Here is a 13,301-nt window from a genome sequence, read left to right as displayed (position 1 = left end):
GTCAGAAGTTCGGTGTTCAGGCGAGGAGAAGACGTTGAAGTCCAGGAAAGAGGTTGCTGCGGCGACCATGAAAGACGTTGCCGAGAAAGCACAAGTCTCAACGGCAACCGTGTCCCGCGCATTAATGAACCCGGATAAAGTCTCCCAGGCGACCCGTAACCGGGTGGAGCAGGCTGCGCTGGAAGTGGGCTATTTTCCGCAGGCAATGGGGCGTAACGTGAAGCGCAACGAGTCGCGTACCATTCTGGTGATTGTGCCGGACATCTGCGACCCCTTCTTCAGCGAGATTATTCGCGGAATTGAAGTCACCGCAGCGGAACAGGGCTACCTGGTGCTGATTGGCGACTGTGCCCACCAGAACCAGCAAGAAAAAACCTTTATCGACCTCATTATCACCAAGCAGATTGACGGTATGCTGCTGCTTGGCTCGCGCCTGCCGTTCGACGCCAGTATTGAAGAACAGCGGAATTTACCGCCGATGGTGATGGCCAACGAGTTTGCGCCCGAGCTGGAGCTGCCGACGGTCCATATCGATAACCTCACCGCCGCGTTCAACGCCGTGAACTATCTCCAGGAACTGGGACATAAACGGATTGGCTGCATTGCCGGGCCGGAAGAGATGCCGCTGTGTCACTACCGTCTGCAGGGCTACGTGCAGGCGCTGCGCCGTACCGGCGCCATCGTCGATCCGCACTACATTGCGCGCGGTGACTTTACCTTCGCAGCCGGTGGACAGGCGCTGGAAAGGCTGCTGGATCTGCCAGAGCCGCCAACCGCCGTATTTTGTCACAGCGATGTGATGGCGCTGGGCGCGCTTTCGTACGCCAAACGTCGCGGTCTGCGGATACCGAAAGATTTATCCATCATCGGATTCGATAATATTTCGCTTTCAGAATTTTGCGATCCGCCGCTCTCAACGGTTTCTCAGCCGCGCTACCAAATCGGCCGCGAAGCAATGCTTCTTCTGCTGGATCAGCTTCACGGTCAAACAGTTAGCAGCGGCTCACGGTTGCTGGACTGCGAACTGATTATCCGTGGCACGACCCAGGCATTGACTTAAAGTAAACGTCTTTAGGACACCCTTATCTGGTCAAAGCCCCGCCGCTTAAGTAACATGGCGGACTGACGAACGAATAAATACAGCGAAACGATAGTGGCACAACGAGATTATGTACGTCGCGGCCAGCCGGCACCTTCGCGACGCAAAAAGAGTAGCTCAAGGAAAAAGCAACGTAACCTGCCTGCTGTCTCGCCAGCAATGGTCGCTATTGCTGCGGCTGTAGTCGTCGCCTTTATTGGTGGCCTGTACTTTATCACGCACCATAAAAAAGAAGAGTCTGAGGCGCTTCAGGCCAGTAAGGTGGCCGGAAATGGCCTTCCTCCGAAGCCTGAAGAGCGCTGGCGCTATATCAAAGAGCTGGAAAGCCGTCAGCCTGGGGTACGTGCGCCAACCGAACCTTCTGCGGGTGGTGAAGTGCAGAATGCGAATCAACTGACGGATGAACAGCGTCAGCTGCTGGCACAAATGCAGGCCGATATGCGCCAGCAGCCAACGCAGCTGAATGAAGTGCCGTGGAATGAGCAGACGCCGGAACAGCGCCAGCAGACGCTGCAGCGACGTCAGGCGCAACAGCAGATTCAGCAGCAGCAACAGCAGTGGGCGCAAACCCAGCCGGTACAGCAGCCTAAAGCGCAGCCGCGAGTCACGGAACAGCCGTACCAGCAGCAAACGCGCACGGCGCAGTCCCAGACTGCTCAGCAACAGCCAAAGGCCCAGCCGCAGAAGCAGACGGCTCAGCCGTATCAGGATCTGCTGCAAACGCCTGCGCATACCACCGCACAGCAGCCGAAAACGCAGCAGGCCGCGCCGATCACCAAAGAGACCGAAGCACCTAAGCAGACGGCAGAGAAAAAAGACGAACGTCGCTGGATGGTTCAGTGTGGTTCGTTCAAAGGCGCCGAGCAGGCGGAAACGGTGCGTGCACAGCTGGCTTTTGAAGGGTTTGACTCGCGAATTACCACCAATAACGGCTGGAATCGCGTGGTGATTGGTCCGGTCAAAGGCAAAGAAAATGCCGATGGCACCATTTCTCGTTTGAAACTCGCCGGTCACACAAACTGCATTCGACTCGCATCCGGGGGTTGAAACCCCCAAATTCCCCCCCATCTATCATTCTATTCAGCCCTGGGCACAGGCTCAGGGCTCCTGTTTCCCGATTCTGTAACCAGGGGGTCTGCTCGTGACAACAATAGTAAGTGTACGCCGTAACGGCCATGTGGTAATCGCCGGTGATGGCCAGGCCACGCTGGGTAATACCGTCATGAAAGGCAACGTGAAGAAAGTGCGTCGTCTCTATAACGACAAAGTGATCGCCGGTTTTGCAGGCGGCACGGCTGATGCCTTCACGCTGTTTGAACTGTTTGAACGTAAACTGGAAATGCACCAGGGTCATCTGGTGAAAGCCGCCGTGGAGCTGGCAAAAGACTGGCGTACCGACCGCATGCTGCGCAAGCTCGAAGCGCTGCTGGCGGTGGCCGATGAAACCGCTTCGCTTATCATCACCGGTAACGGTGACGTGATTCAGCCGGAAAATGACCTGATTGCCATCGGCTCTGGCGGCCCTTATGCCCAGGCTGCAGCCCGCGCGCTGTTGGAGAACACCGACATGAACGCGCGTGATATCGCGGTGAAGGCGTTGGATATTGCAGGTGATATCTGCATCTATACCAACCACAATCACACCATCGAAGAATTGACCTCCAAAGCGTAAGGATCTCCCATGTCTGAAATGACCCCACGCGAAATTGTCAGCGAACTGGACAAACATATTATCGGCCAGGACAACGCGAAGCGTTCCGTGGCGATTGCCCTGCGTAACCGCTGGCGCCGCATGCAGCTCGACGAAGAGCTGCGCCATGAAGTGACGCCAAAAAACATTCTGATGATCGGCCCGACCGGCGTCGGTAAAACCGAGATCGCCCGTCGCCTGGCAAAACTGGCTAATGCGCCGTTCATCAAAGTGGAAGCCACCAAGTTCACCGAAGTGGGCTATGTAGGTAAAGAAGTGGACTCCATCATCCGCGATCTGACCGATTCGGCGATCAAAATGGTGCGCGTCCAGGCGATTGAGAAAAACCGCTATCGCGCAGAAGAGATGGCTGAAGAGCGCATTCTCGACGTGCTGATCCCACCGGCGAAAAATAACTGGGGCCAGGCTGAACAGCAGGCTGAACCGTCTGCGGCACGTCAGGCGTTCCGTAAAAAACTGCGTGAAGGTCAGCTGGACGACAAAGAGATTGAGATCGATCTCGCTGCCGCGCCAATGGGTGTGGAAATCATGGCGCCTCCGGGAATGGAGGAGATGACCAGCCAGCTGCAGTCCATGTTCCAGAACCTGGGCGGTCAGAAGCAAAAAGCGCGTAAGCTGAAAATCAAAGACGCGATGAAGCTGTTGATTGAAGAAGAAGCGGCGAAGCTGGTGAACCCGGAAGAGCTGAAGCAGGACGCTATCGATGCGGTTGAGCAGCACGGTATCGTGTTTATCGACGAAATCGACAAAATTTGTAAGCGCGGCGGCAACAGTTCCGGCCCGGATGTTTCCCGCGAAGGCGTTCAGCGCGACCTCCTGCCGCTGGTGGAAGGCTGCACCGTCTCAACCAAGCACGGCATGGTGAAAACGGACCACATCCTGTTTATCGCTTCAGGTGCGTTCCAGGTCGCCAGCCCGTCGGATCTGATCCCGGAACTGCAGGGACGTCTGCCCATCCGCGTTGAGCTGCAGGCGCTGACCACCGAAGATTTCGAACGTATTCTGACCGAGCCAAACGCTTCTGCTACCGTTCAGTACAAAGCGCTGATGGCGACCGAAGGCGTGAACCTCGAATTCACCGAAGACGGTATCAAGCGTATTGCTCAGGCCGCATGGCAGGTGAACGAAACCACCGAGAACATCGGCGCGCGTCGTCTGCACACCGTGCTGGAACGCCTGGTGGAAGATATCTCTTATGACGCGAGCGACCTCAGCGGTCAAACCGTTACCATTGACGCAGACTATGTGAGTAAACATCTGGATGCGTTAGTGGCAGATGAAGATCTGAGCCGTTTTATCCTATAATCGCGGTTACTGCATTCTCATCACGTTTAATGGGGGCTAATGCCCCCATTTTTATTGGCTAAATACTTATGACTGACATCAGCCGTACTCAGGCGTGGCTCGAAAGTTTGCGCCCTAAAACCCTTCCTCTGGCCTTTGCCGCGATTATTGTCGGTACGGCGCTTGCCTGGTGGCAAGGTTATTTTGATCCCCTGGTGGCCGCACTGGCATTGATTACCGCGGGTCTGCTGCAGATCCTCTCCAACCTTGCCAACGATTATGGCGATGCGGTGAAAGGCAGTGACAAGCCGGACCGTATCGGGCCACTGCGTGGAATGCAAAAAGGGGTGATTACTCAGGCGCAGATGAAACGTGCGCTGATAATCACCGTGGTGCTGATCTGCGTATCCGGCCTGGCACTGGTGACGGTGGCGTCTAATACTACCAGCGATTTTATTGGCTTCCTGGTGCTGGGGCTATTGGCCATTATTGCCGCCATCACCTATACCGTCGGTACGCGCCCCTACGGTTATATTGGTCTCGGGGATATCTCCGTGCTGGTGTTCTTCGGCTGGCTGAGCGTGATGGGAAGCTGGTATCTGCAGGCGCATACGGTGATCCCGGCCCTGTTCCTGCCCGCGACCGCCTGCGGTCTGCTGGCGACAGCAGTGCTCAACATCAACAACCTGCGCGACATCGACAGCGATCGCGAGAACGGCAAAAACACCCTGGCGGTCCGTCTGGGGCCAGTGAATGCGCGTCGCTACCATGCCTGCCTGCTGCTGGGTGCCCTGGTCTGCCTCGCGCTGTTCAACCTGATTTCCCTGCACAGTCTGTGGGGCTGGCTGTTTTTGCTTGCCGCGCCGCTGTTGATTAACCAGGCCCGCTTTGTCATGCGTGAACGCAGCCCGGCTGCCATGCCGCCGATGCTGGAGCGCACGGTAAAAGGCGCGCTGCTGACTAACCTGTTGTTCGTCATCGGGATTGTCTTAAGCCAGACGCTGCGTTAGCTGACAAATATCAATTAACAATTGATGATTTTGCCAACAACGCATTTCGCACGATATACTGAACACATTCGCAGCAACTGAGCGTTAACCCTATGAAATACGATACCTCCGAGCTTTGTGACATCTACCAGGAAGATGTCAACGTCGTTGAACCGTTATTCTCCAACTTTGGTGGGCGGTCGTCGTTTGGCGGTCAAATCGTCACGGTGAAATGTTTCGAGGATAACGGGTTGCTGTACGATCTGCTCGAACAGAACGGCCGCGGCCGCGTTCTGGTGATCGACGGCGGCGGTTCCGTGCGGCGCGCCTTGATTGATGCAGAGCTGGCCGGCATTGCCGTCCAGAATGAGTGGGAAGGCCTTGTGGTGTACGGTTCCGTGCGCCAGGTGGACGATCTGGAGGAGCTGGATATCGGGATTCAGGCCATTGCGGCGATTCCGGTAGGTGCGGCAGGTGACGGCATCGGCGAAAGCGACGTGCGCGTTAACTTCGGCGGCGTGACCTTCTTCTCCGGGGACCATCTCTACGCCGATAATACCGGCATTATCCTGTCCGAAGATCCGCTGGATATTGAGTAGTAAAACAGTCAGCGTGAACCATAAAAAAACCGCCAACAACAATGTGGCGGTTTTTTTGTCCCTCGGGATTCGCGGTCCGTTGGGAGAATTTACAGCTCCACACCAGGGACTTTTATCATACCCCTCAATAAGCGGCAGGCAATCCCTCAGACTCTTTATAAAATCTTAATTTTATTTGCACATCTTAACGGCGAGGCTGATGTTAACTATGATGCAGCGTCCCTTTCCGCCATCTCGCAAATGGGCATCGGTCCAGGGAAAGGTATATTCACAACCGTAAAGCAGCCCACGCCAGGGCTTGTGTCCACCGACTTATCACCGGTGGTGAACGGTGGAGCGGTTAGCTGCAGGGACCGCATAATGAAACGCTATTTATGTATCGCGTTCATTGTCGCCAGCGTACTCGTGGTAAAGAGTGATGAACCTGGTGGGTTTGTTGCTTATGCTATGACAGCGCAGGACAAGTAGCGTTAAGGCCGCCATTGGCGGCCTTTTTTATGGTTTGATGTCAGTGAGCGAAAACTATAAAAAAAGCCGGGTGGCGGCTTCGCCTGACCCGGCCTACTCTGTTCTTCTCTATGGGAATCAGACTTCTTCCATACGTCCCAGCAGCGCCTGCAGGCGATCCTGCCAGCCGTTCTGCTGCTCGCGCAGCTGGTTGTTTTCGCGCTCCAGTTCTTCGCGGCTGTGCTGCGCATTCTGAACTTCCTGCGCCAGGCTGTTGTTCTTCTCTTTCAGCTCTTCAATTTCCATCTGCAGCAGCGTGATGGTGTCAATCGCCTGCTGTACTTTCGATTCCAGTTTCTCAAACACTTCTAAAGACATGATGCTACCTCTCCTGAATTGCAAGGCGACGCTTTAACATAAACGCGCACGACATATTCCATCGATTGTATGGAGCGCGGCGCTCTGTGTCCAGCGACACACCGCGCAGATCGCGGTTTGCAACACTTTTAGGTCTGGTCCTGGTGCGTTCACGTCATATACCCCTAAATTGTTAACTCATTCGTTAATGAAATGATTCAGCTCACATTCCGGCGCTGTTGTAAAAATGTGCTTTATGGCGCGAAAACGCTCATTTTATTGACACAGACCACACATTTTGATTTCGATATTTCTCGTTTTTGCTCGTTAACGATAAATTAACACTATGTCTACAGGACATCGTGGCTGTCACGGGCGGCCATGCTAACAATAAACATCAATTTCTTCAGGATTCCGATTATGAGTCAGACATCAACCTTAAAAGGCCAGTGCATTGCCGAGTTCCTTGGTACCGGGTTGTTGATATTCTTCGGAGTGGGTTGTGTCGCTGCACTGAAAGTGGCGGGTGCCAGTTTTGGTCAGTGGGAAATCAGTATCATCTGGGGTCTGGGCGTGGCGATGGCCATCTACCTGACTGCAGGGGTTTCTGGTGCACATCTTAACCCGGCGGTGACTATCGCACTGTGGCTGTTCGCGTGCTTCGACGGACGCAAAGTTGTTCCTTTCATTCTTTCTCAGTTTGCCGGCGCGTTTTGCGCAGCGGCGTTAGTTTACGGGCTTTATTACAATCTTTTCATCGACTTCGAACAGACGCATCATATGGTGCGCGGCAGCGTCGAAAGTCTGGATCTGGCAGGCATCTTCTCAACCTATCCAAACCCGCATATCAATTTTGTGCAGGCATTCGCAGTTGAAATGGTGATTACCGCTATTCTGATGGGCGTAATCCTGGCGCTGACCGACGACGGAAACGGCATTCCGCGCGGCCCGCTGGCTCCTCTGCTGATTGGTCTGCTGATTGCGGTAATTGGCGCATCCATGGGCCCACTGACCGGATTCGCGATGAACCCGGCGCGTGATATCGGACCGAAAGCGTTCGCCTTTATCGCAGGTTGGGGCGACGTCGCCTTTACCGGTGGCAAAGACATTCCTTACTTCCTGGTACCGCTGTTTGCGCCGGTTGTCGGGGCTGCGCTGGGCGCATTTAGCTACCGCAAATTAATTGGTCGCCACTTACCGTGCGACACCTGTGTGGAAGAGGAGAAGGAGACGACTTCTACCGCACAACAAAAAGCTTCGCTGTAATCTGACTACGGGACACATACCATGACCGAAAAAAAATATATCGTTGCGCTCGACCAGGGCACTACCAGCTCCCGCGCTGTCGTAATGGATCATGACGCGAACATCGTCAGCGTGTCACAGCGCGAATTTGAACAAATTTATCCTCGTCCAGGCTGGGTAGAACACGACCCGATGGAGATTTGGGCATCACAAAGCTCCACGCTGGTCGAAGTGCTGGCGAAAGCCGATATCAGTTCCGACGAGATCGCCGCAATTGGTATCACCAACCAGCGTGAAACAACGATTGTCTGGGAGCGTGAAACCGGAAAACCGATTTACAACGCCATCGTCTGGCAGTGCCGTCGTACTTCTGAGATCTGCGAGCAGCTGAAGCGTGATGGCATGGAAGAGTACGTCCGCAGCGCCACGGGTCTGGTGGTTGACCCGTATTTCTCCGGCACCAAAGTGAAGTGGATCCTCGACCACGTGGAAGGGTCACGCGAGCGTGCAAAACGCGGTGAGCTGCTGTTCGGCACCGTCGATACCTGGCTTATCTGGAAGATGACCCAGGGACGCGTTCATGTCACCGACTACACCAACGCCTCGCGTACCATGCTGTTCAACATCAACACCCTGGAGTGGGATGACAAGATGCTGGACGCGCTGGATATCCCACGCGCGATGCTGCCTGAAGTGCGCAAGTCTTCTGAAGTGTACGGCCAGACCAACATCGGCGGTAAAGGCGGTACGCGTATTCCTATCGCCGGTATCGCCGGTGACCAGCAGGCGGCGCTGTTCGGCCAGCTGTGCGTTAAGGAAGGGATGGCGAAGAACACCTACGGCACCGGCTGCTTTATGCTGATGAACACCGGCGAGAAAGCAGTGAAATCAGAAAACGGCCTGCTGACCACCATCGCCTGCGGCCCACGCGGCGAAGTGAACTATGCCCTGGAAGGTGCGGTGTTCATGGCCGGTGCGTCTATCCAGTGGCTGCGTGACGAGATGAAGCTGATCAGCGATGCATTCGACTCCGAGTACTTCGCGACCAAAGTGAAAGACACCAACGGCGTGTACGTGGTGCCTGCATTCACCGGTCTGGGCGCACCGTACTGGGACCCGTATGCGCGCGGCGCGATTTTCGGCCTGACGCGTGGTGTGAATTCTAACCACATTATTCGCGCCACCCTGGAATCCATCGCCTACCAGACGCGTGACGTGCTGGAAGCGATGCAGGCGGACTCCGGCATTCGTCTGCACGCCCTGCGCGTGGACGGCGGCGCGGTGGCGAACAACTTCCTGATGCAGTTCCAGTCCGACATTCTGGGCACCCGCGTGGAGCGTCCTGAAGTGCGTGAAGTCACTGCGCTGGGTGCGGCGTACCTTGCCGGTCTGGCCGTCGGCTTCTGGCAGAACCTGGACGAGCTGCAGGAAAAAGCGGTTATCGAACGCGAATTCCGCCCTGGCATCGAAACCACCGAACGTAACTTCCGTTACAGCGGCTGGAAAAAAGCGGTGAAACGCGCCCTGGCGTGGGAAGAGCACGACGAGTAATCATATATTCCCTCTCCCCTGGGGAGAGGGTCAGGGTGAGGGGCCCGGCCCGCACCGGTCCCCTCGCCCCTCCCCACTCTGTGATAAACTTCGTGCAATTCCTTTTGATTGCACGAGTACCTCATGAAACGTGAACTTGCTATCGAGTTTTCCCGCGTCACCGAAGCCGCCGCCCTTGCAGGCTATAAATGGCTGGGTCGTGGTGACAAAAATACCGCAGACGGCGCGGCCGTCCATGCCATGCGCATTGTGCTTAACCAGGTCAACATCGACGGTACTATCGTGATCGGCGAAGGCGAGATCGACGAAGCGCCGATGCTCTATATTGGTGAAAAAGTGGGTACCGGCAACGGCGATGCCGTGGATATCGCCGTCGACCCGATCGAAGGCACCCGCATGACGGCGATGGGTCAGGCCAATGCCCTGGCGGTGCTGGCTGTAGGCGATAAAGGCTGCTTCCTCAACGCGCCGGATATGTATATGGAGAAGCTGATTGTCGGTCCTGGCGCGAAGGGCGCTATCGACCTCAGCCTGCCGCTGGAAGAGAACCTGCGCAACATCGCCAAAGCGCTGGCCAAACCCCTTAGCGAACTTACCGTGACTATTCTGGCCAAACCGCGCCACGACGCCACCATCGCGCAGATGCAAAAGCTCGGCGTGCGGGTGTTTGCCATTCCGGATGGCGACGTTGCCGCCTCCATTTTGACCTGCATGCCAGACAGCGAAGTGGATGTGCTGTACGGCATCGGAGGCGCGCCGGAAGGCGTGGTATCAGCGGCAGTGATCCGCGCGCTGGATGGCGATATGCAGGCCCGTCTGCTGCCACGTCATGAGGTGAAAGGCGACAGCGAAGAAAACCGCCGTATCGGGGAAAATGAGCTGGCACGCTGCGAAGGGATGGGTATCGAGGCCAATAAAGTGCTCGCGCTGAACGAGATGGCTCGTAGCGATAATGTTGTCTTCTCGGCAACCGGTATTACTAAAGGCGACCTGCTGGACGGCATTACCCGCAAAGGCAATATGGCGACCACTGAAACGCTGCTGATCCGCGGTAAATCGCGCACCATTCGTCGCATTCAGTCAATCCACTATCTCGACCGCAAAGACCCGGACGTGCAGACGCACATTCTGTAAAACCGTTTGATCGATAGAGCTTTCCGGCCCAAAGGGGCTGGAAATCTCCCCGGTAAGTACGGAAGATAGAACAGAGAAACAGCACAGGAGAAGATCATGGCGGACTGGGTAACAGGTAAAGTCACAAAAATACAGTTCTGGACCGATGCGCTATTTAGTCTCACCCTGCATGCTCCCGTCCACCCGTTTAAAGCCGGGCAATTTGCGAAGCTGGGGCTGGATGTCGACGGCGAGCGCGTACAGCGCGCCTACTCATACGTTAACGCCCCTGATAACCCGGACCTCGAGTTTTATCTGGTCACCGTTCCGGACGGCAAACTCAGCCCGCGCCTTGCCGCCCTTAAGCCCGGAGACGAGGTGCAAATTGTGAGTGAAGCCGCCGGCTTCTTTGTGCTCGAGGAAATCCCTGACTGTGACACCCTCTGGATGCTGGCCACCGGTACGGCCATTGGCCCCTACCTCTCTATTCTGCAGTACGGCAAAGACCTGGAACGCTTTAAAAACATCGTGCTGGTTCACGCTGCGCGCTACGCTGCAGACTTGAGCTATTTGCCGCAGATGCAGGCGCTGGAACAGCAGTATGGCGGAAAGTTAAAGATTCAGACGGTGGTCAGCCGCGAAACCGTAGCAGGAACGCTGACTGGCCGCGTACCAGCGTTAATTGAAAGTGGTGCCCTGGAAGAGGCAGTGGGTTTGCCAATGAGCGCCGAAACCAGCCACGTGATGCTGTGTGGCAACCCGCAGATGGTGCGCGACACACAGCAGCTTCTGAAGGATACCCGGCAGATGACGAAACACCTTCGCCGCCGGCCGGGTCATATGACTGCTGAACACTACTGGTGATCAGCGGTACTTCACCTCACCGGTATATTTACCGTATTTGTTTTCGCTCTGGGTGCCAATAAACGCGCCCAGATCGATAACCATCATCACGAATATGACCGACGGCAGCAGCCTGCCCACCACCCACGGCAGGATGGACGGCAGCATCGCCCAGTTTCCTGCCACCAGCATCCACGCCAGAATAATCAGAAATGCCCACGCGCCGGAACGACCACGATCGTGCAGACGTTTCACCACCACGGCGGCCGTTGGCCATAGCAGGCAGACCAGCGCAAAGGCCGCCGTTTGCGTGCTTAGCCAGGCGTTATAAGCAACAAAAAACAGAAGCAGCATGGCGACAACCCACGTCACCATCCAGATCCAGAAATCACGGCGTCCAATACGCCCTTTGAATGAAAACAGCCACTGCTGTATGGTCATGTAAGGTTCCTTATTATCGTATTGCGCGCATTTTACCCTGGAGTTGTGACCTTTTGACAAGCCGACCAGATATCGTTTTAATCATGAGCACTTACGGCCAGGGGCAATGTTGATGAAAAGTTCGGCACGTTATCTCTTCCTGTGTTTAGCACTGCTCAGCGCGGGTTTTCCCCTGCACGCCGCTGAAACGACGGCCCCGACCACCGCACCGTATCTGCTGGCGGGTGCGCCGTCGTTCGATCAGTCCATCAGCCAGTTTCGTGAAACCTTCAATCAGGCCAACCCAACGCTGCCGCTGGATGAATTTCGCGCCATTGATGGTTCCCGCGATACCCCGACCCTGACCCGTGCAGCCAGCAAGATTAACGAGAATTTGTATGCCTCCACAGCGCTGGAGCGCGGTACGTTAAAAATCAAAAGCATGCAAATCACCTGGCTGCCGATACAGGGGCCGGAGCAGAAAGCCGCTAAGGCAAAGGCGCTGGAGTATATGAGCGCTGTGTTGCAGGCTTTTACCCCTGCGCTGACGAAAAAACAGAGCCAGCAAAAGCTGCAAAAACTCCTCACTGCCGGTAAGAACAAGCGTTACTACGCCGATACCGAAGGCGCGATTCGCTATGTTGTGGCGGATAACGGCGAAAAAGGACTGACCTTCGCAGTTGAACCGATTAAGCTGGCACTATCTGACACCCTCGGCGGGGCGAATTAATGACAAAAAGCAAAGCCTTTCGGGGGAAAATCTCTATACTGATTCACAGACCATGCTGCCCGTCAGGGTGGCCATATTCCTTAATTCGCTTATTTAGCGTGGAGAATTGAAATGCGACATCCTTTAGTGATGGGTAACTGGAAACTGAACGGCAGCCGCCACATGGTAAACGAGCTGGTTGCGAACCTGCGTAAAGAGCTGGCTGGCGTGACGGGCTGTGCGGTTGCTATCGCTCCGCCGGATATGTACCTGGATCTGGCTAAACGTGCCGCTGACGGCAGCCACATCGTACTGGGCGCGCAGAACGTTGACGTTAACCTGTCCGGCGCGTTCACCGGTGAAACGTCCGCTGAAATGCTGAAAGATATCGGCGCGAAATACATCATCATCGGCCACTCTGAGCGTCGCACCTACCACAAAGAATCAGACGAGTTCATCGCGAAGAAATTCGCTGTGCTGAAAGAGCAGGGTCTGATTCCGGTTCTGTGCATCGGTGAAACCGAAGCAGAAAACGAAGCAGGCAAAACCGAAGAAGTCTGCGCACGTCAGATCGACGCGGTGCTGAAAACCCAGGGCGCGGCAGCGTTCGAAGGTGCGGTCATCGCATACGAGCCAGTCTGGGCGATCGGTACCGGTAAATCAGCTACCCCTGCGCAGGCTCAGGCGGTTCACAAATTCATCCGTGATCACATTGCCAAAGCCGACGCGAAAGTGGCTGAGCAAGTGATTATCCAGTACGGCGGTTCCGTTAACGCATCCAACGCTGCTGAGCTGTTCACCCAGCCAGACATCGATGGCGCGCTGGTTGGCGGTGCATCCCTGAAAGCTGACGCTTTCGCGGTGATCGTTAAAGCGGCAGAAGCGGCTAAACAGGCGTAATGCTGTTGTGGCGGGTGGCGCTTGCGCTTACCCG

At 55.6% G+C, this 13,301-nt stretch carries 14 protein-coding genes; 12 read left to right on the top strand and 2 right to left on the bottom strand.

Annotated features, from left to right (window positions below; all coding sequences use genetic code 11):
• Positions 1-34 precede the first annotated feature (34 nt).
• The 6 genes from cytR to rraA all read left to right on the top strand — a co-directional run bounded on the left by cytR (position 35) and on the right by rraA (position 5,682).
• Entirely contained in the window at positions 35-1,060 is a 1,026-nt protein-coding gene (gene cytR, locus C5687_RS14615) for a DNA-binding transcriptional regulator CytR (protein WP_104557200.1), read from the top strand.
• Between the two features lie 93 nt (positions 1,061-1,153).
• The gene (ftsN, locus tag C5687_RS14610; protein ID WP_104557199.1) at positions 1,154-2,146 is read left to right on the top strand and encodes a cell division protein FtsN; all 993 of its coding nucleotides are present in this window, start codon (positions 1,154-1,156) and stop codon (positions 2,144-2,146) included.
• A gap of 94 nt (positions 2,147-2,240) precedes the next feature.
• On the top strand, positions 2,241-2,771 hold the full coding sequence (hslV, locus tag C5687_RS14605) for an ATP-dependent protease subunit HslV (RefSeq protein WP_008501802.1): 531 nt from the start codon (positions 2,241-2,243) through the stop codon (positions 2,769-2,771).
• Positions 2,772-2,780: 9 nt separating this feature from the next.
• Positions 2,781-4,115, top strand: coding sequence for an HslU--HslV peptidase ATPase subunit (gene hslU / locus C5687_RS14600; RefSeq protein WP_025758829.1), 1,335 nt, complete (start codon positions 2,781-2,783; stop codon positions 4,113-4,115).
• A gap of 68 nt (positions 4,116-4,183) precedes the next feature.
• Positions 4,184-5,104, top strand: coding sequence for a 1,4-dihydroxy-2-naphthoate polyprenyltransferase (gene menA / locus C5687_RS14595; RefSeq protein ID WP_047959719.1), 921 nt, complete (start codon positions 4,184-4,186; stop codon positions 5,102-5,104).
• A gap of 92 nt (positions 5,105-5,196) precedes the next feature.
• Entirely contained in the window at positions 5,197-5,682 is a 486-nt protein-coding gene (gene rraA / locus C5687_RS14590; RefSeq protein WP_045285714.1) for a ribonuclease E activity regulator RraA, read from the top strand.
• A gap of 585 nt (positions 5,683-6,267) precedes the next feature.
• On the opposite strand, the gene zapB is transcribed toward rraA, so the two are convergent.
• Positions 6,268-6,507, bottom strand: coding sequence for a septal ring assembly protein ZapB (gene zapB / locus C5687_RS14585; RefSeq protein ID WP_008501806.1), 240 nt, complete (start codon positions 6,505-6,507; stop codon positions 6,268-6,270).
• Positions 6,508-6,906: 399 nt separating this feature from the next.
• Between zapB and C5687_RS14580 the strand changes: the two genes are divergently transcribed.
• The 4 genes from C5687_RS14580 to fpr all read left to right on the top strand — a co-directional run bounded on the left by C5687_RS14580 (position 6,907) and on the right by fpr (position 11,259).
• The gene (locus C5687_RS14580; protein WP_014885705.1) at positions 6,907-7,752 is read left to right on the top strand and encodes an MIP/aquaporin family protein; all 846 of its coding nucleotides are present in this window, start codon (positions 6,907-6,909) and stop codon (positions 7,750-7,752) included.
• Between the two features lie 21 nt (positions 7,753-7,773).
• The gene (gene glpK, locus C5687_RS14575; RefSeq protein ID WP_014885706.1) at positions 7,774-9,282 is read left to right on the top strand and encodes a glycerol kinase GlpK; all 1,509 of its coding nucleotides are present in this window, start codon (positions 7,774-7,776) and stop codon (positions 9,280-9,282) included.
• Positions 9,283-9,405: 123 nt separating this feature from the next.
• Positions 9,406-10,416 (top strand): class II fructose-bisphosphatase, encoded by a 1,011-nt coding sequence (glpX, locus tag C5687_RS14570; RefSeq protein WP_047959720.1) that lies wholly within the window; start codon positions 9,406-9,408, stop codon positions 10,414-10,416.
• Positions 10,417-10,512: 96 nt separating this feature from the next.
• On the top strand, positions 10,513-11,259 hold the full coding sequence (gene fpr, locus C5687_RS14565; RefSeq protein ID WP_025758821.1) for a ferredoxin--NADP(+) reductase: 747 nt from the start codon (positions 10,513-10,515) through the stop codon (positions 11,257-11,259).
• Here the strand turns inward: fpr and C5687_RS14560 are convergent, their stop codons facing one another.
• Positions 11,260-11,679 carry a DUF805 domain-containing protein gene (locus tag C5687_RS14560; RefSeq protein WP_104557198.1) on the bottom strand — a complete coding sequence of 140 codons (420 nt, stop codon included), beginning with the start codon at positions 11,677-11,679 and terminating at the stop codon, positions 11,260-11,262.
• Between the two features lie 112 nt (positions 11,680-11,791).
• Between C5687_RS14560 and C5687_RS14555 the strand changes: the two genes are divergently transcribed.
• Together C5687_RS14555 and tpiA are read left to right on the top strand one after the other, a co-directional pair.
• Complete coding sequence (locus C5687_RS14555; RefSeq protein ID WP_094919447.1) at positions 11,792-12,388, top strand: DUF1454 family protein; 597 nt, start codon at positions 11,792-11,794, stop codon at positions 12,386-12,388.
• 111 nt (positions 12,389-12,499) lie between these two features.
• Complete coding sequence (gene tpiA, locus C5687_RS14550) at positions 12,500-13,267, top strand: triose-phosphate isomerase (protein ID WP_006808674.1); 768 nt, start codon at positions 12,500-12,502, stop codon at positions 13,265-13,267.
• Positions 13,268-13,301 lie beyond the last annotated feature (34 nt).

Source organism: Enterobacter sichuanensis, assembly GCF_002939185.1.
GTDB lineage: Bacteria > Pseudomonadota > Gammaproteobacteria > Enterobacterales > Enterobacteriaceae > Enterobacter > Enterobacter sichuanensis.
The sequence above is the reverse complement of the archived record's forward strand: the minus strand, read 5'-3'. Positions and strand labels throughout refer to the sequence as shown.